The 21,414-nt window shown below is 75.0% G+C and carries 17 protein-coding genes; 9 read left to right on the top strand and 8 right to left on the bottom strand.

The window, feature by feature from the left end:
- Positions 1–81 precede the first annotated feature (81 nt).
- Together ACFV7Q_RS19795 and ACFV7Q_RS19790 are read right to left on the bottom strand one after the other, a co-directional pair.
- Positions 82–2,148: a hypothetical protein gene (locus ACFV7Q_RS19795; protein WP_385430007.1), complete on the bottom strand. Its 2,067-nt coding sequence runs from the start codon at positions 2,146–2,148 to the stop codon at positions 82–84.
- A 227-nt stretch (positions 2,149–2,375) separates the two neighbouring features.
- A complete protein-coding gene (locus ACFV7Q_RS19790; RefSeq protein ID WP_385430005.1) occupies positions 2,376–3,356 on the bottom strand; it encodes a helix-turn-helix transcriptional regulator in 981 nt (326 codons plus the stop codon).
- A 91-nt stretch (positions 3,357–3,447) separates the two neighbouring features.
- Between ACFV7Q_RS19790 and ACFV7Q_RS19785 the strand changes: the two genes are divergently transcribed.
- Positions 3,448–4,161, top strand: a complete 714-nt coding sequence (locus ACFV7Q_RS19785; RefSeq protein ID WP_385430004.1) for an NADPH-dependent F420 reductase — start codon at positions 3,448–3,450, stop codon at positions 4,159–4,161.
- A gap of 8 nt (positions 4,162–4,169) precedes the next feature.
- The gene (locus ACFV7Q_RS19780; RefSeq protein WP_385430002.1) at positions 4,170–5,363 is read left to right on the top strand and encodes a winged helix DNA-binding domain-containing protein; all 1,194 of its coding nucleotides are present in this window, start codon (positions 4,170–4,172) and stop codon (positions 5,361–5,363) included.
- Positions 5,364–5,480: 117 nt separating this feature from the next.
- On the opposite strand, the gene ACFV7Q_RS19775 is transcribed toward ACFV7Q_RS19780, so the two are convergent.
- The 3 genes from ACFV7Q_RS19775 to ACFV7Q_RS19765 form a co-directional block, all read right to left on the bottom strand.
- A complete protein-coding gene (locus ACFV7Q_RS19775) occupies positions 5,481–6,053 on the bottom strand; it encodes a TetR/AcrR family transcriptional regulator (RefSeq protein ID WP_385430001.1) in 573 nt (190 codons plus the stop codon).
- A 119-nt stretch (positions 6,054–6,172) separates the two neighbouring features.
- On the bottom strand, positions 6,173–6,661 hold the full coding sequence (locus tag ACFV7Q_RS19770; protein ID WP_385429999.1) for a MarR family transcriptional regulator: 489 nt from the start codon (positions 6,659–6,661) through the stop codon (positions 6,173–6,175).
- 87 nt (positions 6,662–6,748) lie between these two features.
- A complete protein-coding gene (locus ACFV7Q_RS19765; protein ID WP_385430014.1) occupies positions 6,749–7,228 on the bottom strand; it encodes a DUF6194 family protein in 480 nt (159 codons plus the stop codon).
- A gap of 46 nt (positions 7,229–7,274) precedes the next feature.
- On the opposite strand from ACFV7Q_RS19765, the gene ACFV7Q_RS19760 reads away from it, so the two are divergent.
- Positions 7,275–8,024, top strand: a complete 750-nt coding sequence (locus tag ACFV7Q_RS19760; RefSeq protein WP_385429997.1) for a MerR family transcriptional regulator — start codon at positions 7,275–7,277, stop codon at positions 8,022–8,024.
- Between the two features lie 60 nt (positions 8,025–8,084).
- Here the strand turns inward: ACFV7Q_RS19760 and ACFV7Q_RS19755 are convergent, their stop codons facing one another.
- Positions 8,085–8,588 carry a GNAT family N-acetyltransferase gene (locus ACFV7Q_RS19755; RefSeq protein WP_385429995.1) on the bottom strand — a complete coding sequence of 168 codons (504 nt, stop codon included), beginning with the start codon at positions 8,586–8,588 and terminating at the stop codon, positions 8,085–8,087.
- Between the two features lie 100 nt (positions 8,589–8,688).
- Here ACFV7Q_RS19755 and ACFV7Q_RS19750 point away from each other — a divergent pair, with 100 nt between their 5' ends.
- The 4 genes from ACFV7Q_RS19750 to ACFV7Q_RS19735 all read left to right on the top strand — a co-directional run bounded on the left by ACFV7Q_RS19750 (position 8,689) and on the right by ACFV7Q_RS19735 (position 13,402).
- Positions 8,689–9,357, top strand: coding sequence for a hypothetical protein (locus ACFV7Q_RS19750; protein WP_385429993.1), 669 nt, complete (start codon positions 8,689–8,691; stop codon positions 9,355–9,357).
- A gap of 458 nt (positions 9,358–9,815) precedes the next feature.
- Positions 9,816–10,532: a class I SAM-dependent methyltransferase gene (locus ACFV7Q_RS19745; protein WP_385429992.1), complete on the top strand. Its 717-nt coding sequence runs from the start codon at positions 9,816–9,818 to the stop codon at positions 10,530–10,532.
- A gap of 159 nt (positions 10,533–10,691) precedes the next feature.
- On the top strand, positions 10,692–12,086 hold the full coding sequence (locus tag ACFV7Q_RS19740) for a GH1 family beta-glucosidase (protein ID WP_385429990.1): 1,395 nt from the start codon (positions 10,692–10,694) through the stop codon (positions 12,084–12,086).
- Positions 12,083–13,402, top strand: coding sequence for an MFS transporter (locus ACFV7Q_RS19735; protein WP_385429989.1), 1,320 nt, complete (start codon positions 12,083–12,085; stop codon positions 13,400–13,402). The genes ACFV7Q_RS19740 and ACFV7Q_RS19735 overlap by 4 nt, the downstream gene beginning before the upstream one ends.
- A 7-nt stretch (positions 13,403–13,409) precedes the next feature.
- Here ACFV7Q_RS19735 and ACFV7Q_RS19730 read toward each other — a convergent pair whose 3' ends face one another.
- Together ACFV7Q_RS19730 and ACFV7Q_RS19725 are read right to left on the bottom strand one after the other, a co-directional pair.
- Positions 13,410–17,027, bottom strand: coding sequence for a hypothetical protein (locus ACFV7Q_RS19730; protein WP_385429988.1), 3,618 nt, complete (start codon positions 17,025–17,027; stop codon positions 13,410–13,412).
- A 141-nt stretch (positions 17,028–17,168) separates the two neighbouring features.
- The gene (locus tag ACFV7Q_RS19725) at positions 17,169–17,405 is read right to left on the bottom strand and encodes a chaplin (RefSeq protein WP_385429987.1); all 237 of its coding nucleotides are present in this window, start codon (positions 17,403–17,405) and stop codon (positions 17,169–17,171) included.
- 149 nt (positions 17,406–17,554) lie between these two features.
- Here ACFV7Q_RS19725 and ACFV7Q_RS19720 point away from each other — a divergent pair, with 149 nt between their 5' ends.
- Entirely contained in the window at positions 17,555–18,832 is a 1,278-nt protein-coding gene (locus ACFV7Q_RS19720; protein WP_385429986.1) for a pyroglutamyl peptidase, read from the top strand.
- Between the two features lie 211 nt (positions 18,833–19,043).
- Positions 19,044–21,392: an Orn/Lys/Arg decarboxylase N-terminal domain-containing protein gene (locus tag ACFV7Q_RS19715; RefSeq protein WP_385430012.1), complete on the top strand. Its 2,349-nt coding sequence runs from the start codon at positions 19,044–19,046 to the stop codon at positions 21,390–21,392.
- The last annotated feature ends 22 nt before the right edge of the window (positions 21,393–21,414 follow it).

Genomic DNA, 21,414 nt, shown 5'->3' with positions numbered 1-21,414 from the left:
GGGGCCCGGGAGCGGAGCCGGGGCCGGGCCCGTTCGCCGTGCGGCCACCCACGCGTGCCTGCTGGCACGCGTGGCGCGCCGCTACCGCGCCCCGGCCCGGGCCGCCCGCAGCGGCGGCGCGGGCAGCGGACTGCCCTCCAGGGCGAGTTCCGTCATCAGCAGCAGAGCGTCGGTCCAGCCGAGCGGGGCGACGGACGAGGGGTGGCCGGATCCGTTGACGGTTTCCGGGAGTTCACCGAGGCCGTTGCGCTTGGACAGCACCCAGTCCAGTACGCCGTGCGCCTTCCCGGTCTCGCCCAGGTGGGCCCAGGCCAGCGCGAAGAAGCTGGTGCTGGCGGTCCAGGCGTACGAGCCCCAGCTGAACCCGGGGTCGTTGCCGGGCGAGAGCCCCCCGTTGGGCAGCAGCAGCGCCCGGTGGGTGGAGTCCAGCGCCGCCCGCAGGTCGGCGGGGGCCCGGTTGATCGGCGGTGCCATGAAGGCGGCCGCGCTGTCGCGGCCGTGTGCCCCGTCGGCGGTGCGCGGGTAGCCGAGCGGGGCGAAGGAGGCGGCGATGCCGTCCGACAGCCGCCCTGCGGCGAGGGCCCAGCGGTCCGCGTCCTGGGCGTGCCCGAGCCGGTCGGCGAGGTCGGCCGCGGCGTTGAGGCCGGCCAGCAGCGGGGCGGCAGTGCCGATGTTGGGGGCGTCCGTGCCGAGTTCCCAGTAGTCGGGCGAGGCGGGCGGTAGGCCGTCGGCGTCGAGGCTGGCGGCCGCGTGGTCGGCGGCCCGGCCCACCATCGGGTACAGCAGGCGCAGTCGCTCGTCCCGGTCCACGGCCGGCGCCGTCCGGTACCAGTGCCAGGTGGCCCAGGGGACCCAGCCGTTGCCGTCGAGCTGCCAGGCCCGGGTGTCCGGCGGGCCGCTGCCGTCCAGCTTGGTGCGGGCCTCCCAGGTCCCGTCCGCGCGCTGGGTGTCGGCGTCGTGGCGCAGGATCCGGTAGGCCTCCTCGTCATGGCCGGTGGCGGCGAACGCGACGGCCGCGAAGGCCCCGTCGCGGGGCCACGAGTACTCCCACGGCGGCGACCAGGCCGCGGCGAAGGCCCCGTTCGGCTGGAGGAGTGCCCGCATGGACAACAGGGCGCGCTGCGCCGCGGCCCGCCGGTCGGCGGTGGTGCCCGGGACCCGGCCGGCGGCGAGCCAGGCGCGGCTCTCGGCGATCTGCGCCTGCGCGCCGGGATCGTCCGCCGGTACCACGGCGGACTTCTGCGCCCCGGCGGGTAGGTACCGGCGTCGCCCGGACGGGAGGGTCAGGACGTTGCTGCCGTCGACGTACGCGGCGCCCACCGCGAAGGAGGGCGGTACGGCCTCGGTGGCGGTGCCGTTGGACAGCAGTCCTGCGGTGCGTGCTGCGAGCGCCGAAGTGGGCACGTAGCACGGCTCCGTCTCGCCGCAGCGGTCGGTGTCGGGCGGGTTCACCCGGAACGCCAGCCGGGAGGAGGGGGAGGCGTGCCAGCCGCCCCAGTACGGCCTGTCGTAGTTCCAGCTGGTCAGCGAGCCGGGGACGCTGGTGGTCGTGCCGTACCAGGCGATGGTCTTGCTCTCGGTGGTGGTGGCTTGGAGGTACAGGTGGTAGGTGGTTCCGGGAGTGACGTCGGCGCCGAGCGGAAACTCCAGCCAGCCCGCGCCGGCGCCGCCCAGGGACTCCAGGGTGACGGTCCGGGAGGCGAGGACGGAGGCGGCGTCGGCCTTGTCGCGGCGGATCTGCACGGTCACCCTGCCGGTGGCGGCCGTACTGGCGAGGTAGACGGCGACGCGGGAGATCCGGGTGGTGGAGACGCTGAACTCCTGTGCCGCCGCGTTGTGCGGGGCCTTCACGCTGAACAGGGCGGTCGGGTGCAGGGGCTGCCTGTCGTACGGCGCGGCGAGGGTGCCCACGGGCACGGCGCCGACCCCGGACACGGCTCCCGGCGCTGACGCGGGTACGGCTCCCGGCGCGGACGCGGGTACGGCTCCCGGCGCGGACCGGGGCAGGTGGCGGGGCGCGGGCGGGGGGCCGGAGGCGGGGGGTCGGCCCGCCGGCGCCAGGAACAGTACGGCGGAGAGCACTGCGGACAGCGCTGCTGGGAGCACGGTGGGGAGCACGGTGGGGAGCACGCCCGTCGCGAACGGCATCTGGTGCGACCCTTCCTGGAATGGGGCGGCGCGGGGCGGCCACCCGGCACGCACCGGCGCCGGGCGTCACGTCCCCGCACCGGAGGTGGGTCCCCCACTGTGCACGCCCCGGGCCCGGGGCAGCGGCAGCCCGCGGCCGGTTCCACCCGGGGCGGACCGTCATTCCGTCCGATGGTGGGAAACGGTCCGCCGGGGGAGGCCGGGCCCGGGTGAACCGGGCCGGCGGTTCAGCCCGCGGCGCGCAGGAGGCGGCCGGCAGTGGTCCGCAAGTGCGCGAGGACGTCGGGGTCGGCGTCGAGGTCGTAGTCCGCGTCGAGGCCGGCCAGGGTCTGAGCGATCCGGGTCAGCGAGTCGTCGGAGGCGTCGACGCGGCAGGTCCGGGCGTCCACGGGGTGGACCCGCGGGCCCAGGCCCCGGATCCGGGCGCGGACGTCGTCGGCCGGGGCGCGGACTGTGGCGACCGCCCGGTGGCGGGTGGGGACCGCGGACAGGCGGGCGGCGACGAACGCGGCGGGATCGCCGCCGGGGACGGTTCGGGACGCGGCGCGCCGGCCCGTGGGGGTGGCCTGGCTGATGCGGTCGAGACGGAAGAGGCGCCAGTCGTCCCTGTCGGTGTCGTGGGCCAGGAGGTACCACAGGTTGCCGGAGGCGACCAGGTGGCAGGGCTCGACGCGACGCCGTACGGCGCTCCCGTCCCCGCCGGCAGGAGCCCCGTACCGGGCGGTGTACGCGAAGGCCACGATCTCGTGGTCGCGGCATGCGGTGGCGAGCACCGACAGCAGGGCCGGGTCGACCCGCGGCCCGCGGTCCTCCCAGACGATGCCGGTCAGGGCGGTCTGCAGGGCGGCGGCCCGGCCGCGCAACCGCCGCGGGAGGACCCGTTCGAGTTTGGCCAGGGCCCGCAGGGCGGTCTCCTCGATGCCGGTCAGGCCCCCCGCGGCGGTGCGCAGGGCGACGGCGATGGCGACGGCCTCGTCGTCGTCCAGGAGGAGGGGCGGCAGCTCGGTACCGGCGGCCAGGCGGTAGCCGCCGGCGTGCCCGCGGGCGCTTTCCACGGGGTAGCCGAGCTCGCGCAGCCGGTCCATGTCCCGGCGCACGGTCCGGACGGTCACCTCCAGCCGCTCGGCCAGGTCGGCGCCGGACCACTCCCGGCGGGTCTGCAGCAGGGACAGCAGGCGCAGCATCCGGGCGGTCATTTCGCTCGTCATGGATCCCATCGTGCCCGAGTCAGAGGACACACCCTGTCCTGAAATCTCCCTACGGTGGGTCCGTCCGCAGGAACGAATCGGAAGGTTTCCCATGAAAATTGCAGTTCTCGGTACCGGCGGGGGCGCTCGCCCGCATGCCGCCCGCCTCGCCGGGCTCGGGCACGAGGTCTTCGTCGGCACCCGGGACCCCCGGGCGACCACGGCCCGGACCGAGCCGGACATGATGGGCAACCCGCCGTTCCGCACCTGGCTCGCCGAGCACCCCGGCCTCACCCTGCTGCCGTTCGGGGAGGCGGCGGCCGCCGCGGACGAGGTGGTCATCAACGGCATCGACGGGCACAGCGCCGTGGCCGCACTGTCGGCGATCTCCGGCGCCCTCGCCGGCAAGACGCTCATCGACTATGCCGTCCCGTACGTGTACGACCCGGACGTCGAGCACCCGTGGCCCACGCCGTGGGGCGTGATGCCGATGATGGAGCCCTGCGACACCGACAGCCTCGGCGAGCAGATCCAGCGGGCCCTGCCGCGGACCAAGGTCGTGAAGTCCTTCGTCACGCAGGAGCAGGCGACCGTCGTCGACCCGAAGGCGGTGGGCGGCGGCGCGCACACCATGTTCGTCGCCGGGGAACACGCCGATGCCAAGCAGCACGCCGTCGACCTGCTGGAGGCGTACGGCTGGGAGGACGTCCTCGACCTGGGGCCGCTGGTGTCCGCCCGCGGCATGGAGATGTACGCCCACCTGCACAGCGCCATCGGCCTCGCCCTGGGCTTCGGCACCCACTTCGGCATCAAGGTCGTCCGCTGAGCACCGCCATGGCCGACCTGCCCCGAATCACCGCCGCCGGGCGCCGTGCCCGCCTGGTGCTCCGCCACCGCCTGGCACCCTCCGTCCGGGAGGAGACCGCGGAGGCGGTGGCCGAGGCCCTGGTCGGCCTGCACGCCACCGACCCGGCGACCGTGTTCCTCGCCGCGGCCGCCCGGATGCGCGCGCCCACGGCCGCCGCCATCGACGGCTCCCTGTACGAGGCCGGGTCCGCCTGCGGGAGCCCGGCGCTGGAGCGCATACGGTGCATGCGCCGCACCATGTTCGTCGTACCGGCCGCGCTGGCCCCGGCCGTGCAGTCCGCGACCGCGGGTGCCGGAGCCGGCCGCCACCGCGCCGAGGCCGCCGCCCGGCTCCGCACGGAGCTCGGCTGGGACGAGACGCGCTACGCCGCGGTGGAGCAGGAGGTCCTGGCGGCGTTCGCGGCGCGCGGCCGGGCGACCGCCGCCCAGCTGGCCGCCGACGTGCCCGCGCTGCGGGAGCAGATCGTGGTCTCCCCCGGCAAGCCGTACGAAACCCGACAGCGGGCGAGTACCCCCGTACTCGGTGTGCTCGCCGCCGAGGGCCGCATCCGGCGGACCCGGCCGGCCGGGTCGTGGACCTCCGCGCAGTTCCACTGGGCGCCGGCCCGGCCGCTGCCGCAGTTGCCCCCGGCCGCGGCGCGGACCGTCCTGGCCCGCCATTACCTCAGGGCGTTCGGGCCGGTCACCCTCGACGACCTGAAGTGGTGGACCGGCTGGACCGTCACCGACAGCCGCAAGGCCCTCGCCGCCACCGGCGCCCGGGCCGTCACCCTCGACGAGGGCACCGGCTACGTCCTGCACGGGGACCCGGACGAGGAACCGCCCGCCACGGAGCCCGCGGCCGCCTTGCTGCCGGGCCTCGACCCGACGGCGATGGGCTGGCGGCACCGCGGCTGGTACCTGGACCCGGCACACACCGCGCACCTCTTCGACCGCAACGGCAACATCGGCCCCACCGTGTGGTGGGACGGCCGCATCATCGGCGGCTGGGCCCAGCGCGCGGACGGCCGGATCGTCCACCACCTGCTCACCGATCCCGGCCCCGCGGCCCGCGCCGCCGTACGGGCCGAGACCGAACGGCTGTCCGCGTTCCTCGCCGACACCCGCGTCACCCCCTGCTACCGCACGCCCCTCGAACGCCGGCTCGCCGGCGGCGGGTGAGGAGCCGGCGGGTGGCCGGCCTGTCGGCCCCGCCGCCCCGGGAGGTGACGGGCCTGCCCAGGGTGTGACCGGCCGGCTCACGAGGTGACACGCCGGCTCAGGATCTGTAACGCCGGCTCAGGAGTTGACCGGCCGGCTCAGGAGGCGGCGCCTGGCCAGCTGCATGACTTCGGCCCGGGTGCGGCCGGCGTGGTCGGCCGCGATGAAGGGGCTGCCGATGCGCAGCGAGAAGGTGATCATGCAGCGCAGCTCCACCTCGTCCTCGTCGGGGCAGAAGGAGCGGAAGAGGGAGCGCAGGTACTCCATGCGCCGGTTGTCCGCGCGCTTCAGCCGCCGGGCGACCTCCTCGTCGCGCCGCGCCCAGTCGCGGACCGCCAGGTCCGCGGCCACGGTCATCGCGGGCTCCTCGGCGGTCGCGGCGATGGTGAACAGCTGGTCCAGCTTGGCCCTGGCGTCACCGCCGGCGCTCTCGACGCGTTCGATCACCTTCTCGGTGACCTCCTCCTCCCACGTGTCGAGCATCTCGGCCAGCAGCGCCTCCCGGTTGCGGAAGTAGCCGTAGAAGCCGCCCTTGGTGACCCCGAGGGCTTGGGCGAGCACCTCGATCCGGACGGCCTCCGGTCCGCCGGCGGCGAGGGCGCGCAGGCCCTCCTCGATCCACCTGCCGCGCGGAGTCCGCGTCGCACCCATCCGTTTCTCCTCACCCGCGCCCGTGATGCGTACGCCATCGTATAGACGGCCGGGGGGAACGGTCCGGCCGTCTCCGGGACCGACGCCCGAGGGCCCGGGCGGAATGCCCGCCGGTGGCCTCAGGGCAGGCGGCCCCCGGTGTTCCGGATCATCCGCCGGAGTACCTTCAACGCGGTGACGTAGTCGGCGTCGTCGATGCCCTCGTGCATGCGGGCGCGGATCGTCGGGGCGTGCGCCTTGATGCGGGTACGGGCCTCCTCCCCCGCCTCGGTGATCCACAACCGGCCGTCGCCGTCGCGGGTCAGCCTCCCCTGCCGGAGCAGGGTCTCCGCCTCGGCCCCCAGGTCGTCCTCCGGACGGAGGTAGCCGGCCATGGCCCGACGGAGTTCCGGGACGGTCATGCCGTGCCCGTCGGGCGAGAGGTCGTGCTCCGAGAGGTTGCGCAGCAGCCAGTACTGGGGCTGGGTGAAGCCGAGTTCGGCCTGCCGGGCCCGGGTGAAGGCGATCAGCGCTTCGTGGGCCACCCCCGTCCAGTACGCGGCCGGCTGCGCGGCGAGTTCGGCGTCGGACTGGTCCTGCGGTGCCGTCAGCGGCTTCGGTGTCGCCATGGTCGGCTTCCCCCTCGTGAGTGGTCGTCCGGCAGCCCCCTGGGGATCGCCGGTTCGAGAACCGTAAGACCTGAAGCAAAGTCGAGGTCAAGCGTTCTTCGGCGGTCCTCCCGGTTCGCGCCGCCGCTCGAACCGGGCACGAGCAGCGTCGTGGGCGCTGCGCAGGAGCTGCACGACCGTGTCCGTCGTCCTCTCACCGGGATTGACGACGCAGATCCAGCCGACCGCGCCGTACACCGGATGCGGCAGCACGCTGTCGACGGCTGCGTGGTCGCGGGGGCGGCGGAGGCTGCGCGGCTCCTCTCCGGTGAGCTCCCGGAACGTCGCACGGTCGACGTGGACGTTCACCCGCCAGCGGCCAGGAGGGTCGAGGTCGGAAGCGGTGTCGCCGGGATGGTCCTTGGTGACGATCGTCCCGTACGGCTGCACGCGGTGCGGCACCCGGCCGTCGGGGGCGTAGTAGAAGAACGCGTCGCCCCACGCGGGTTCGGGAAAGTCGCTCCCCGGTCCCGGGACGAGCACGAGCGCGCCGTCGAAGCGACGCACGGTCGCGATGATCTGTTCCATACTCATGGTTCAAGCATCACCTTCAAGTGCTGATGTGGGGTTGGCGATGTCCGGGCCGGTGAACGGTTCCCAACGGGTACGGCTCAGAACGATCGATGTGGCCAGGGAGTCGGGGTACTCGCTGCAACAGGTGCGCGACCTGGAACGGCTGGGCGTCATTCCCCCGGCCGCCCGATCGGACAGCGGCTACCGCGCCTACGCGCCGATCCACGTGCAGGCCCTGCGCGCCTATCGAGGACTCGCAGGTGCCGTGGGGCCCGTCGCAGCCCGGCGGATGCTCGCGGAGCTGCGAACGGGAACGATCGCGGAGGCCGCCTCGTCGATCAACGGTGTGCACGTTCGGCTCGCCCGGGAGCGCGACGAATCCCTGCGCGCCCTGCAGGCGTTGGAGGCGATCGAGGCCGAAGCGCACACCGCCGGCTTCGAGCAGGAGCGTGACGCCATGACGATCACGGAGCTCGCCGGAGCCCTCGGTGTACGCACCTCGACCCTGCGGTTCTGGGAGCAGGAAGGGCTCGTCTCCCCCGAGCGGGTGACGTCGCTGCGAGCACGTCGCTACGGCCTTCCGGCGATCAGGGCGGCCAGGATCGTCACGGCCCTCCGCAGCAGCGGTTACGGCATTGCCGCGGTGCGCGAGGTCGTGGACTCCCTGCACCGGCTCGACGGTCGAGAAGATGCCCGCCGCGTCCTGCGTCGACGCCTCGACCTGATCGCCGCACGGACCGTGGCGCTGCTCCGGGCCGGCGCGGACCTGGCAGCCGTCGTCACGTTCGCCCAGGAACCACCCGCCCCTTAGCCGGCCCGCACTGCGTACGGGCTGTTGCCCGGGGTGCGGTCCGTGACCGCGCCGGGGCGGTCACGGCCGGGGCGTGAGGCTGCGGGCGTAAGTGACGGCTGGGCGGCCGGCGGCCGTGGTCCGGCCGGTCTCGGTGAAGCCGTTGCGCACGAGCACGGCCCGGGACGCGGGGTGGTCGACGGCGGCGACAGCGGTGAGCGAGGACAGTCCGTACGCGTCGGCGGCCGAGCGGCAGACCTCTGCGACCGCGGCCGTCGCCAGGCCCCGTCCGGCGGCGCGCTCGCCGATCCGGTAACCGAGCTCGGCGCTCCCCCCGGCGGCGTCCACGAGGTTGACCCGACCGACCAGTTCACCGTCCCCGGCGCCGCCATCGGCCAGCACCACGTGGAAGTGGCAGACGCCGGCGTCCTGTTCCGCCAGCAGGGCCCGGTGCCGGGCGGCGAAGTCCGTGAAGTACGCGTCCCCGCGGTCCGGTACGAACCGCGCGAAGTAGGCCCGGTTCTCCCGCTCGAAGGCCAGCAGGGCATCGGCGTGTCCGATCCTGAGACGCTCCAGTCGCACCATGCGGATCAGCATACGAACGGCTGCCGCCCGAGGGATCGTCGTGCCCGATGTCTACGATCATGTCGAGCCGGCCACCACCGCCACGAACAGTGAGGACCCCATGACGATCAACCGCCCGGGACAGCCCGGCGACCTGCCCCCGGCAGAAGTGCTCTGGGCGCGCTGGGCCCTGGCCGCCGTCCTGTCGGCGAGGACCGAGGACGAGGACCGCGGGGTCCACCGCACCGGCACCTGGGTCGACGGGTCCGGGCTGCGCCTCGACGACTGCGGCTGCACCTGGTGGGCGATGGAGTCGCTGGGCGGCGGCCGCTACGTGCTCTACGGCGAGGACGAGTCCAGCGGCGTCAAGTGGCACGAGCCGCCCGTCGACATGCTGGCCGGGGGCCCGGACTGGCTCCCGTACGAGACGCTGCGCGACCTGCTCGACGGCTGGCAACTGGGCTGCGTCTATTGGTACGAGAACGGGGCCTGGGCCCGCGCCCCGTACCCCGAGGACCTGAAGGACGACGGACTCGACTGCGGGATCAGCCGCTTCGCGGTGCGCGAGGAGCTCTTCGGGGATTTGCACCTGGAGGCCTCCGAGGCGGCGGAGCTGACCGCGGCCGCCGAGGGCTACCGCCTCGGGCGCCGGACCCTTGAGGAGCTGGCGGGCCGGGTACCGGCCGGTGAGCTGGACCTGCCCGCCATGGAGCGTGCGCTGGACCTCGCCGGTCTCGCCGCCCGCACCGACGGCACCACCGAACCCGAAGCCGGCCCGGGCGCCCCGTGACACCCGTGTCCGGGGCCGCTCGGCCGGTGTGTCAGGAGCGCCGCACGGCCGCCGCCCGCGACCGGACCTCCTGATCGTGCCGCTCGACCCGGTACGGGTAGCCCTCGCGCAGACGCCGTTCCGGGTCGCCCGGATGCCGTACGGCCGTCCGTCGTCAGCCGCGGTCCGGTCCGCGTACGCCCGGCGGAACGCCCGGCCCGCCCCCGGGTCAGTGGCCGGGGCCCGTTCCTGGGCCTGGATCGTGCCCGCGGCGCCCGTGCCGTCACGGCCGGTGGCAGCGTGCGAAGAGGCCGGGCGTGCCGCCGCACCGGGCCGGGGCCGCAGGCCGATAGTGGGGTGCTGTGAGCAAGGAAGCGGAATCAGCGGGATCAGCGGGATCAGACGGACGGAGCCGCCCCGCGCCGGAGGCCGGAGGCGGAACGTGGTCCGGGGCTGCCGGGGCCGAGGCGTTCGCGGCAGTGGAGGCGGCCACCGACTGGCTGCTCGGCTACCCCTTCGTGTTCCGGGCGCTGTCCCACCGGGTCGGGCCGGGCTCGGTCCTCGTGGACTACGGCTGCGGGCCCGGGCGGGTGGCCGACCGGGCGGCGCGGCTGCTGGGCGCACGGGTGGTGGGCGTGGACACCTCCCCCGAGATGCTGGCGCTGGCGCGGAGCGGGGCGGGGGCGGTGGCGGAGTTCCACCTGGTCGAGGACGGCCGGGTGACCGGTCTCCCGGACGAGTGCGCGGACGCGGTGATGTGCAATCACGTGCTCGCCTCGCTGGCCACGGAGGAGGCGGTGCTGGCGGTGTTCACCGAGATCCGCCGACTGCTCCGGCCGGGTGCCCCGCTGGTGCTGCTGAGCACCGATCCCGACTGCACCGGTCTGGACTACGCGTCGCTGCGGATCGGCAGCGGCGGGAGGGCGCCCGGGGGTCCGTACCGTCCGGGCGGGGAACTGGCCCTGCGGCTGCGCCGCACGGACGGGTCCTGGCAGGAGGTGCGCAACCACGCCTGGCCCGTGTCCCTGCTGCCGGCGCTGCTGGACCGCTGCGACTTCGGGGACCTGGTCCAGGAGCGACCGACGGTGGACGAGGCGCTCGGCCTCGCCGACCCGGCCCTGGTGCGGGCGCACGACTGGGCGGCCGAGCGGGTCCGGCCGCCGCTGGTGGTGACCCGGGCCGACGCGAGAAGCTGAGGAATGTTCACTTTCCATTGACACGGCGGCCTCCGGGGCCCAACAGTGCGGGTGGCACAGCGCACAGCCCACACCGCACCGCACGCACTGCACGCACAGCACGCACAGCACGCACAGCACGCACAGCACCCTGCACCCCGGCGACCGAAGTGAGCCCGTATGACCGCGCCCGTCCCCGCACCCCTTGCCGGCTTCCCCCGCTTCCCCCCGGACTTCGTGTGGGGGGTCTCCGCCTCCGCCTTCCAGATCGAGGGCTCCCTCTCGGCCGACGGCAGGGGGCCTTCCTCCTGGGACGCCTTCACCAGGGAACCGGGACGGATCAAGGACGGCTCGCACGCCGACACCGCCACCGACCACTACCGCCGCTACCGCGAGGACGTGGCCCTGATGGCCGGGCTCGGCGTCGACGCCTACCGGTTCTCGGTCTCCTGGTCGCGGGTCCTGCCGGACGGCCACGGCCGGGTCAACCCGCGCGGGCTGGACTTCTACGACCGGCTCGTCGACGAGCTCTGCGCCCGGGGCATCACCCCGGTGCCCACCCTCTTCCACTGGGACACCCCGCTCGCCCTGGAAGAACGCGGCGGCTGGCTCGCACGGGAGACCGCCGAACGGTTCGCCGCCTACGCCTCGGTGGTCGCGGAGCGCCTCGCGGACCGCGTGCCCCTGTGGATCACCATCAACGAGCCCGCCGAGGTCACCCTCCTCGGCTACGGCCTCGGGGAGCACGCCCCGGGCCGGCAGCTGGTCTTCGACGCCCTGCCCGCCGCCCACCACCAGCTGCTGGCGCACGGCCTGGGCGTACAGGCCCTGCGCGCCGCCGGGGCCCGCCGGATCGGCGTGGCGGCTTCGCACAGCCCCGTGTGGACCGCCGGCGACACCGACGCCGACCGAGCGGCCGCCGGGCTGTACGACCTGCTCACGAACCGCCTCTTCGCCGACCCCGTCTTGACCGGCGCCTATCCGGACGAGGGGCTGGCCGCGCTCCTGCCCGGGCCGGTGGCGGAGGACCTCCGGACCATCTCGGCCCCGCTCGACTGGTACGGCGTCAACTACTACAACCCGATGCTGGTGGGGGCGCCGGAGCCGGACGGCGCCGCCACCGCCTTCGGCGGGATCGGCATCCCGGCGGACCTGCCGTTCGGGATCCGCCCGATCGAGGGGTACGAGCAGACCGACTTCGGTTGGCCGGTGGTCCCGGACGGGCTGCGCGAGCTACTGGTGGGCCTGCGGGAGCGCTACGGCGACCGGCTGCCGCCGCTCTACGTCACCGAGAACGGCTGCTCGTACGGCGACGGGCCCGACCCCGCCACGGGACGCGTCGCCGACGCGCGGCGGATCGCCTACCACGAGGGGCACCTGCGGGCCCTGCACCGGGCCATGGAGCAGGGCGTCGACGTCCGCGGCTACTTCATCTGGTCGATCCTCGACAACTTCGAGTGGGCGGAGGGGTACCGACAGCGGTTCGGGCTCGTGCACGTGGACTACGAAACGCTGGAGCGGACGCCCAAGGACTCGTACGACTGGTACCGCGCCGTGATCAAGAGCGGCAGATGACCGCCGGCCCGACGGACAGCCCGGCCGGTCCGGCCGGCCCGGCCGACGGAGCCGGCACGTTGGCCGGCCGGGGTGGGACCGAAGCCCGGCCCGGCCGGGCCGGCCGGCTCGGCGGGGTCGATGGACCGTGGGTGGCGGCGCTGTCGCTGGCCAACCTCGGTGTGTGGGTGGGCTGGTTCGGCCCGCTGCAACTGCTCCTCGCCCGCCAGGCCGAACTCCTCGCCCCGGACGCCAAGGCCTCGGCCCTCGCCCTGGTGACGGGCGTCGGGGCAGCCGTGTCGATGGTGTCGAACCCGGTCTTCGGGGCCCTGTCCGACCGTACGACGGCGGCGGCGGGCCGGCGGATCCCCTGGGTGGTCGGCGGCGTCGCGGCCGGCGCGGCCGGTCTGCTCGCCCTGGCCCGGGCCGGCAGCATCGCCGCGGTGACCGCGGGCTGGTGCCTGGCGCAGCTGGGCCTGAACGCGGCGTTCGCCGCGCTGACCGCGGCCGTGCCCGACCGGGTGCCGCCCGGGCAGCGCGGGCTGGTCGGGGGCTGGCTCGGCGTCTCCCAGGTCGCGGGCATCCTGCTCGGCACCGCGCTGGCCGCGTCCGCGGGCGGGATCGCCGCCGGGTACGCCGCCTGCGCGGCGTTCGCCCTGCTGGCGGCCGTCCCGTACGTGCTGTTGCGGGGTGACACCTGCCTGGCCCCCGCCGACCGGCCCGTCTTCCGCGGGCGGGCCTTCCTGGCCGGCTTCCGGATCGACCCGCGCCGCCACCCCGACTTCGCGTGGGCCTGGCTCACCCGGTTCCTGATGAACCTGTCGTACTCGGTCAGCACGATGTACCTGCTGTATTACCTGACCGACGCCGTACGGTACGAAGGCGACGCGGACGAGGGGGTGTTGGTCCTGACGGCCCTCAACGCGGCCACCGTCCTGGCCACGGTGGTCGTCGGCGGTGTCCTGTCCGACCGCTCGGGCCGGCGGAAGGCCTACGTCATCGGATCCGGGCTGGTCATCTCGGCGGCCACCCTGCTCCTCGCCGGGTGGCAGACCTGGACCGGCGCGATCGTCGCCTCGCTCGTCCTCGGCATCGGCTACGGCGTCTACACGGCGGTCGACTTCGCCCTGCTCACGGACGTGCTGCCGACGGCCGCGGACCACGGCAGGGACCTCGGCGTCCTCAACATCGCCAACGCCCTGCCGCAGGTCCTGGCCCCGGCGGTGGCCGCCCCGGTGGTCACCCACCTGGGGGGCTACACGGCCCTGTACGCCCTCGCGGGCACCCTCGCCCTGGCCGGATCGGTGCTGGTCCGTCGCATCCGGGGGGTGTCGTAGCGGCCCGTCAGGCGAACAGTGCGGCCACCGTCGACATGCCGTCCCACTGCGGGTCGCGGCCGGTCAGTCGCCCGACGATCCGCTCCCAGGCCTCCGGGTCGGTGCCCAGCCGGGTCCCGACCAGGGCCGTCAGTTCGGCCAGCGCCTCGGCCGCCGCCGCCGGGGCGTCCGTACGGCGGGACGCACCGCCCAGGTAGGCGAGGACCCGGGCCGCCGGGGCGACCTGGTGCAGTAGGTCGGCCGCCCCGAGGTGGCCGGAGGCCAGGAGCCCGTCGAGCTGGGTGGTCAGCGCACAGGACCACAGCGTGCCCAGACCGTGGCGGGCCCGCGCCCGGGTCAGCTCGGGGCCGTCGGGCAGGCCCTCCGGTCCGGGCTCGTGCACGAGCCCGGCATGGCGGAGCCTCAGTCCGGTCGGGGCGTCGGGATGGTTGACGAGGGAGGACCACTGCGGCAGCGGATCCTCCTCGTGTGCGGCCTCCAGGGCCTGCCAGTCCACGTCGTACGGGGCGCTCCACACGGCACCGGTGCTCTGCCACGCCCCGGAGTGCCGGCGCAGCCGTGTGATCAGCTTGGCCGGGGCCAGTTCGCGGTCCGCGCGGGCGCGGAGCACGGCGACCGGATCCCCGGCCTGCAGTGCCTTCACGCACAGGCTGGTCACCGCCCGGCCCAGTACGCCGCGCCCGACGAGTGCGGCGAGCCGGTCCGGGCCGCCGTGCTCGGCCAGGTGCAGGCAGCCGACGACCTGGTGCAGCAGGCTCAGGTCACCGTGCCGGGCGAAGACCTCCTCGATCAGTTCGGGTTCGGCCGAGGCCAGCCAGCGGATGCCACCCGCCGGACCCGTCTCCCGGCCCGTGCCCGTGCCCGTGCCCGTGCCCGTCGCCGGGCCGGCCCGCAGTTCGTCCCGCACCCGTGCTCCGAGGTTTTCTCCGGGCTTCCCCGTGCCCGGCCGGGAGCGGCCCACGATCCGGCGGGCGAGGTGCGGCGGTACGCCGATGCGCAGGAGGACCAGGTCGACGTCCGGGTCGCCGAGGTCGGCCAGTAGGCCGGGGACCCAGTCCGACAGGCGCTGGATCCCGGAGGCGAGGACCCGCAGGGCCTGCGGATCGCGCCCGGCCAGCAGCCGGTCGACCACGAACCGGGGCGTGCGGTCGTGGCGCTGCACGTAGGAGGCGAGTTTCCAGGGGCCGTCCGGTCCGAGGCGGGGCAGGACGGCGTCGACGGTATCCGCGTCGGCCAGGCAGAGCAGCGTGCCGATCGCCCAGGGCCACCCGAGGCTGGCCCTGCGGCCCAGCTCGATCGCCTCGTCGGGGGTGCGCGGGGCGGCGCAGCCGTTGCGCTCCAGGTGCCGGTGCCCGGGGACCGCCGTGTCTGCGGACCGGGCGAGGCGGAGCAGGTCCGGCCAGGTGGGTCCGCCCCCGCCCGTGCGGTCACCGCCGGCCTCGGCCTCGGCCTCGGCCTCCGCCGTGGCCGCGAGCCGCAGCCAGGCCTCGGGGTCGGTGCCGAGTTCGGTGCGCAGGAGGCGGGCCGTGCCCTCCCGCCAGGCGTGGGCGAAGCCGAGGCGGCGCCAGTCGTACGGGAGGTCCAGCAGGAAACGTGCGGGAAGCAGGGCGACCATGTCTTCCACCGGCAGCAGTCCCGCGGCGTGGGCGAGTTCGAGGTGCTGCACACCGCTCGCCCAGGTCGTGGCGGCGGCGAGGGCCTGCGCCGTTGCGGCGCGGCCGGGTGCGGTCGGCCAGGGTTCTTCGCCGGGCGGTGTGATGCCGTGCGGTGCGCAGGCGTCGACGAGCCACTGCGGGGTGGCGGCGAGGGCGGGGAGGCCGGCTCCTTGGGAGTGGGCGAGGAACCGCAGTGCGCCGGGGTCGGCGGGCGGTGGGACGTCGCCGGGGGCGAGGGTGCGCAGCAGGTCGAGGGCGGCGAGGGCGGCCCGCTCGGCCGGCGACCGCGGGGCGGCGGGCGGTGCGGCCGCCTCCGTCTCGCAGCGGCCGGCGGCCGGGCCGTGGGCCTCGTCGGCTTCCCCCTCGCCCGCCTCGTCCCCGTCACCGTCGCGGTGCTCCGCGGCAGGGGCGTTGCCCGCCTCCGCGATCACCTCGGCCAGGGTGCCGGGGTGCCCGGGCAGGAGGGTGGCGAACGCGGCCCAGGCCTCGGGGCGTTCGCCGAGCCGGCGGTCGGTGAGCTCCGCGAGTTCGCCCAGGGCGGTGTCCGTCAGCAGCTTCCGCTCGGCGAGCCGGGCGAGTGCGCCGAGCGCGTGCACGGCGGGGTGCCCGGTGCGGACCAGGTCGAGCGGGTCGAGCAGGCCGGCCGCCGCCATGCCCTCGGCCCACCGGGCGGCGTTGTAGTCCAGGGCCTCCTCGGCGAGGCGTTGCCCCGGCGGGGCGGTGTTGCCGACGCGTCTCGCGCTCTTCTGCCAGGGGTCGTTGAGGGCGCTCAGTCGGAACGCCAGCCGCTGGGCGTCGTCCGCCGCCTCGTGACGGGCGAGTTCCTCGCTCGCCCTCGGCATGAACGGGGACGCGGCGTGCGCCTCGGCCAGGGCCCGGGCGTCCTGGACGTACGGCTCGGTCAGCAGGGTCTTCAGGGTGCTCGTACCGCGCGTGGTGGTCAGCAGGGCGGGCAGTCGTGCCGGGTCCTCGTACGGCTCGCCGCGCTCGCGCAGGTGGCGCAGTCCTTCCCCTTCCCCGTCGTCCGCGGCGAGGGCCTCGGCGACGGCGGAGGCGGTCGGTCGCGTCAGCCGGGCCGCGGCGTCCGGGTCGTCGAGGACGGTGCGCACCCCGTCCGGGCCGCTGCGCTCCCAGACCCGGGCCAGGGCGTACTGCTGGGCGGTTCCGCGGACTTCGGCGGTCAGCGCGCGGGCGGTCAGCCGTGGGTCGCCGGAGACGAGCAGCGGGGCGAGCCAGGTGCTCGGCAGGTCGGTGCCGCGGGCCGTGAGTTCGGCGTACAGCTGCGCGTCCATGGGCACCTGGTGGAGGCGCTGCGCGAGGGTGCGGCGCAGGGACTGGGTGGTGCGCGGGTTGCGGTAGACGGCGGCTCCGACCGCCGGGTCGGCGCTGTCGAGCAGCCGGGCCAGCACCCGGCTGTCGAGGCGGGTGTGGCGGGCGAGCGCGACCCGGGTGCGGGCGTCCCCGTGCTCCACGACGGCGGCGGTGACGGTCGGCCCGGGGAGGGCGCCGGTGGCGAGCAGCGCGTCGAGGCTGTGGTCGGGGAGCGCGGCCAGGGCCGCGGCGGCGTCCTCGGGCCGGGCGTGCTCCAGCAGCAGGGCCAGGGTGGCGTGGACGCTGCGGGGTGCGGGCGGCCGTATCTCGCCGGGGGCGGCGGGCGGTAGGGGCCGCGGGGCGGCGGCGAGGAGTTCGGGAAGGGTCCCGCGGTGGGCGGCGAGGGTGTCGTGGAGGCCTAGCCACCGCTCGGCGGATCCGCCGAGGTGGTCCCGTACCAGCGCGGCCAGCAGCCGGGCGGTGTCCTCGTCGGCCCCGCCGGCGGCCTCGAAGGCGGCGGCCGCGGTACGGGCGGGGCGTGCCTCCTCCACCGCCCGGCCGGCGGCGCCGGGCGCGGCCGGCCCGCCGGACGCCCGCCGGGGCAGGGCGAGGAGGGTGCGCAGGGTCTGGGCGGCCGGATCGCCGTGCGAGGTGCTCATGAACGTCATGCTAGGAACGGGGTCTGACAGTTCCTCGGGAGCGGATGGCGGCCGCCGGACCGGAGTGCTTTCGCGCGTGAGCGGTGCCACCCGACGGGTCCGGTGGCACCGCACACGGCGTGCGTGGCTACTGCCCGGGGATCAGGCGTTGATGCAGAGGTTGCCCGCCGCCGGGTTCAGCGCGCCGATGATGTTGATGCTGTTGCCGCAGATGTTGATCGGGATGTGGATCGGTACCTGGACCACGTTGCCCGACAGGACGCCCGGCGAACCGATGGCGGCGCCGTTGGCGGTGCTGTCGGCGACGGCGGATCCGGCCGCGCCGAGCGCCGCGCAGACGGCCAGGGACGCTGCGGCGACCATGGTACGGATCTTCATGAGGATCTCCCATCGAGTGAGGGGTGTGCGGGGCCCATCCCATACCAGTCGGCCGCGGAGGCGGGTGATTCACTCTCCCGTGGGCGGTGTCCGCATCGGGCCGAGGGGTGGCTGTCGGCGGCCACGAGGGCTTTGTAATGTCACATCGCATGATGTCCTTACGGCGCGCCGCATCCGTCGCGGCCCTCCTCGTCACCGTCCTGTCCACCGCCGTCGTCGCCCCCGCCCACGCGGACGACGGCTCCGCCGCCTGCCGCCCGCCCTCCGCCGCGGCCCCCGATCCGGAGCAGGCCCGGCTCGCCGACCCCCGTACCGCCGCACTCGTCGAGCGCGGCGGATTCGGCGACTTCGTACGCCGCTTCCCCGCCGCCCTGTGCAGCACGCGCAACCCGGCGGAAGCCTCCCGGCTCCTCGACGCCTGGGGCACCGCGCTCTGGCAGGCCGCGGTCCAACGGGCCCAGGGTCGGCGGCCCGGCGGCGACCTCCCCGCCGGCGACGACCGGCCGCTGTACTGGGCGCGCCTCGCCATGACCGCCGAACTGGCCCGCTGGCAGCCGCCGTTCACCGTTGACCGCAGCGCCCTGCGCAGCCGCTTCGAGGACGCCTCCCGCGGCCTGAAGGACAACGCCTTCCGCTCCGCCCCCGGCGTACGCCGCGTCTTCGTCAGCGGCTTCGACCCCTTCGGCCTCGACACGGAGATCCGCCGCGCCAACCCCTCGGGCTCCGCCGTCCTGCGGCTCAACGGGCGGCGCATCACCCTCGCCGACGGCAGCACCGCCGAGGTCCGGGCCGTCGTACTCCCCGTGCGGTACGCGGACTTCGACGCCGGCGTCGTCGAGCGCGCCTTCACCCCGCGGCTGGCCGGCGGCCCCGCGCCCGCGGACCTCATCACCACGGTCAGCCAGGGCTATCCCGGGACCTTCACCCTGGAGGCCTGGGCCGGCCGCTCCCGGTCCGCTGACCCGTACCCCGACAACACGCGCAGCCTCTCCGGCGGCACCCGCGAGCATCCGGTGACCGCCCCGGGCCTCGCCCCCGGCCCGGAGTTCATCCGCACCACACTGCCCGCCGACGCGGTCACCGCAGCCGTGCAGACGCCGTTCCCGGTGCGCCTGAACACGGCCGTCACCGAGATACCGGCGGGCGGCACCGCCCCCGTCGACCGGACCGACGGCCCGACGGCGGGCTCGCGCGCCGTCGCGGGCGGCGGGGGCGGCTACCTCTCCAACGAGGTGGCCTACCGCTCCAACCGGCTGCGGGCCGAGCTCGCCCCGCACGTGCCCGGGGGCCACCTGCACACCCCGGTGCTCACCGGTCTCCCGGCCGACCCGCAGACGCTGACCGGGTCGGAGTTCGAGCACAACGAGGACGCGATCGCCGCGGAGGTCCGGGCCGTCCTCGAACACGCCGCCGCCGTACGCCCTTAGCACCACCGAACGCCCGGCGCGCGGCGCAGTGGCGCCACGGCCACCGGAGGGCCGCCGCCGTACCCGCCGCGGGTCAAGGGCGGCCCTCCGCACGCCCCACCTGCGGGTGAAGCAGCGCCGGAGACCGGGAACGGGGCCCGGGCCTGCCGGAAGACTGCCGACGACGGAACTCCCGTCATTCCGACTCCACATGAGCGAACGGCAACGGCACATGGCGAACGGCACGGTCCTGCTGGCACTGCGTGAGAACCCCCTCGGAGGCGGCGTCAGCGCCGAACAACTCCGCCGTATCGGAAAGGAGTTGGAAAACCAGGGACTGGAACTCCGCTGGGCGGCCAACGCCCGTGACGCCCGTGCCACGCTCCGCACGGAGGCGGGGCTCGCGGCGGCCGTGGTCGCCTGGGACCTCCCGCCCGGCCCCTCGGGCTCCCCCGAGGAGGGGGGCGGCGGGGACGTGCTCCGCCACATCGGGCGCCGCTTCAAGGACCTGCCGGTCTTCCTCGTCATGGCCGACGACTCCGACCAGGACCTGGAGCGGCTGCCCCTGTGGGTCTCGGAGACCGTGGTCGGCTACATCTGGCCCCTGGAGGACACGCCGTCCTTCATCGCCGGCCGCGTCGGCACGGCCGCCCGCAACTACCACAAGGACGTCCTGCCGCCGTTCTTCAAGGCCCTGCGCCGGTTCGACGACGCGCACGAGTACTCCTGGCACACCCCCGCCCACTCCGGCGGCGTGGCCTTCCTCAAGTCCCCCGCCGGGCGGGCGTTCTTCGACTACTACGGCGAACGCCTGTTCCGCACCGACCTGTCGATCTCGGTCGGGGAACTCGGCTCCCTCTTCGAGCACAGCGGCCCGATCGGCGAGGCCGAGCGCAACGCCGCCCGCGTCTTCGGCGCCGACCGCACCTACTTCGTCCTGCACGGCGACTCCACCGCCGACCGGATGGTAGGCCACTACAGCGTCACCACCGACGAGATCGCCCTCGTCGACCGCAACTGCCACAAGTCCATCCTGCACGGCCTGGTGATCTCCGGCGCCCGTCCCGTCTACCTCGTGCCGACCCGCAACGGCTACGGCCTGGCCGGCCCCCTGCCGCCGGCCGAGACCACCGCGGAGAACGTCGCCGCCCGGATCGCCGCGAACCCGCTGACGGCCGGGGCGGTGTCCCGCGACGCCCAGTACGCGGTGCTGACCAACTCGACGTACGACGGCCTGTGCTACGACACCGTGGCCGCCGCCCGCGCCTTCGCCCCGAGCACTCCGCGCCTGCACTTCGACGAGGCCTGGTTCGCGTACGCCCGCTTCCACCCGCTGTACGCCGGCCGCTACGGCATGGCCGTCGGCCAGGACACCTTTCCTGACGAGACCGACGGGCGGGGGCCCGGACGGCCCACCGTCTTCGCCACCCACTCCACGCACAAGCTGCTCGCCGCGCTCTCCCAGTGCGCGATGGTCCACGTCAAGGCGGCGCCCCGGGCGCCCGTCGAACACGAGCGCTTCAACGAGGCGTTCATGATGCACGGCACCACCTCCCCGCTGTACCCGGCGATCGCCTCCCTCGACGTGGCCACCGCGATGATGGACGGCTCCCAAGGCCAGTGGCTGATCGACGAGGCCGTGACCGAGGCCGTCCGGTTCCGCCAGGCCGTCGTCCGGACGGGCCGGCGGATCGCGGCCGCCGGAGACCGGCCGGCCTGGTTCTTCGGGGTCTGGCAGCCCGACACGGTCATCGACCCGGCCACCGGCGAGCGCACCGCCTTCGAGGACGCACCGCCCGCGCTGCTGAGCCGGGAGCCCCGTTGCTGGCAGCTCGAACCCGGCGCCGCCTGGCACGGCTTCCCCGGCCTCACCGACGGGTACTGCCTCCTCGACCCGGTCAAGGTGACCCTGACCTGCCCGGGTGTGACCGCCTCCGGCGAAACCGCCGAGTGGGGCGTCCCGGCGCGGATCCTCACGGCGTACCTGGCCGCCCGCGGCATCGTGGTGGAGAAGACCGACAGCTACACCGCCCTGGTGCTGTTCTCGATGGGCATCACCAAGGGCAAGTGGGGCACGCTGATGGACGCCCTGATGGACTTCAAGGCCCTGTACGACGAGGACGCCCCGCTGGACCGCGTCCTCCCGGAGCTCGTCGAGCAGTTCCCCCGGCGCTACGCCCGCACCACGCTCGGCGCGCTGTGCCGGCAGATGCACCGGCACCTCACCGACGGCGCGTTCATCGACGCCCTCGACACGGCCTTCCGGGAACTGCCCGAGCCGGTCGCCCCGCCCCGGCACTGCTACCAGCAGCTCATCCGCGGCGGGACGGAGCGGGTCCGGCTCCGCAAGGCGGCCGGCCGGGTCGCCGCCGCCATGGTGACCGTCACCCCGCCCGGCATCCCGGTCCTCATGCCCGGTGAGTCCACCGGCACCGACGACGGCCCGCTGCTGCGCTACCTGCGCGCCCTGGAGGCCTTCGACCGGGCCTTCCCCGGCTTCCGCAGCGAGGCGCACGGCGTCACCGTCGACCCCGACAACGGCGACTACCTGATCGAGTGCGTGCGCGGGCAGGACGCCTGACCGAGGGCCTTCCGGTCGGTGT

This window comes from Streptomyces sp. NPDC059851, from assembly GCF_042732005.1.
Lineage (GTDB): Bacteria > Actinomycetota > Actinomycetes > Streptomycetales > Streptomycetaceae > Streptomyces.
This window is presented reverse-complemented; position numbering and strand designations above follow the sequence as displayed.

What these genes read in the sequence shown, in the direction of transcription:
- ACFV7Q_RS19790 (WP_385430005.1), bottom strand. Translation starts at nt 3,356, where the DNA reads ATGACGAGCGAAATGACCGCCCGGATGCTGCGCCTGCTGTCCCTGCTG.
- ACFV7Q_RS19720 (WP_385429986.1), top strand. Translation starts at nt 17,555, where the DNA reads ATGATGTCCTTACGGCGCGCCGCATCCGTCGCGGCCCTCCTCGTCACC.
- ACFV7Q_RS19780 (WP_385430002.1), top strand. Translation starts at nt 4,170, where the DNA reads ATGGCCGACCTGCCCCGAATCACCGCCGCCGGGCGCCGTGCCCGCCTG.
- ACFV7Q_RS19760 (WP_385429997.1), top strand. Translation starts at nt 7,275, where the DNA reads ATGTCCGGGCCGGTGAACGGTTCCCAACGGGTACGGCTCAGAACGATC.
- ACFV7Q_RS19730 (WP_385429988.1), bottom strand. Translation starts at nt 17,027, where the DNA reads ATGAGCACCTCGCACGGCGATCCGGCCGCCCAGACCCTGCGCACCCTC.
- ACFV7Q_RS19715 (WP_385430012.1), top strand. Translation starts at nt 19,044, where the DNA reads ATGGCGAACGGCACGGTCCTGCTGGCACTGCGTGAGAACCCCCTCGGA.
- ACFV7Q_RS19785 (WP_385430004.1), top strand. Translation starts at nt 3,448, where the DNA reads ATGAAAATTGCAGTTCTCGGTACCGGCGGGGGCGCTCGCCCGCATGCC.
- ACFV7Q_RS19765 (WP_385430014.1), bottom strand. Translation starts at nt 7,228, where the DNA reads ATGGAACAGATCATCGCGACCGTGCGTCGCTTCGACGGCGCGCTCGTG.
- ACFV7Q_RS19735 (WP_385429989.1), top strand. Translation starts at nt 12,083, where the DNA reads ATGACCGCCGGCCCGACGGACAGCCCGGCCGGTCCGGCCGGCCCGGCC.
- ACFV7Q_RS19740 (WP_385429990.1), top strand. Translation starts at nt 10,692, where the DNA reads ATGACCGCGCCCGTCCCCGCACCCCTTGCCGGCTTCCCCCGCTTCCCC.
- ACFV7Q_RS19725 (WP_385429987.1), bottom strand. Translation starts at nt 17,405, where the DNA reads ATGAAGATCCGTACCATGGTCGCCGCAGCGTCCCTGGCCGTCTGCGCG.
- ACFV7Q_RS19755 (WP_385429995.1), bottom strand. Translation starts at nt 8,588, where the DNA reads ATGGTGCGACTGGAGCGTCTCAGGATCGGACACGCCGATGCCCTGCTG.
- ACFV7Q_RS19795 (WP_385430007.1), bottom strand. Translation starts at nt 2,148, where the DNA reads ATGCCGTTCGCGACGGGCGTGCTCCCCACCGTGCTCCCCACCGTGCTC.
- ACFV7Q_RS19750 (WP_385429993.1), top strand. Translation starts at nt 8,689, where the DNA reads ATGACGATCAACCGCCCGGGACAGCCCGGCGACCTGCCCCCGGCAGAA.
- ACFV7Q_RS19770 (WP_385429999.1), bottom strand. Translation starts at nt 6,661, where the DNA reads ATGGCGACACCGAAGCCGCTGACGGCACCGCAGGACCAGTCCGACGCC.
- ACFV7Q_RS19775 (WP_385430001.1), bottom strand. Translation starts at nt 6,053, where the DNA reads ATGGGTGCGACGCGGACTCCGCGCGGCAGGTGGATCGAGGAGGGCCTG.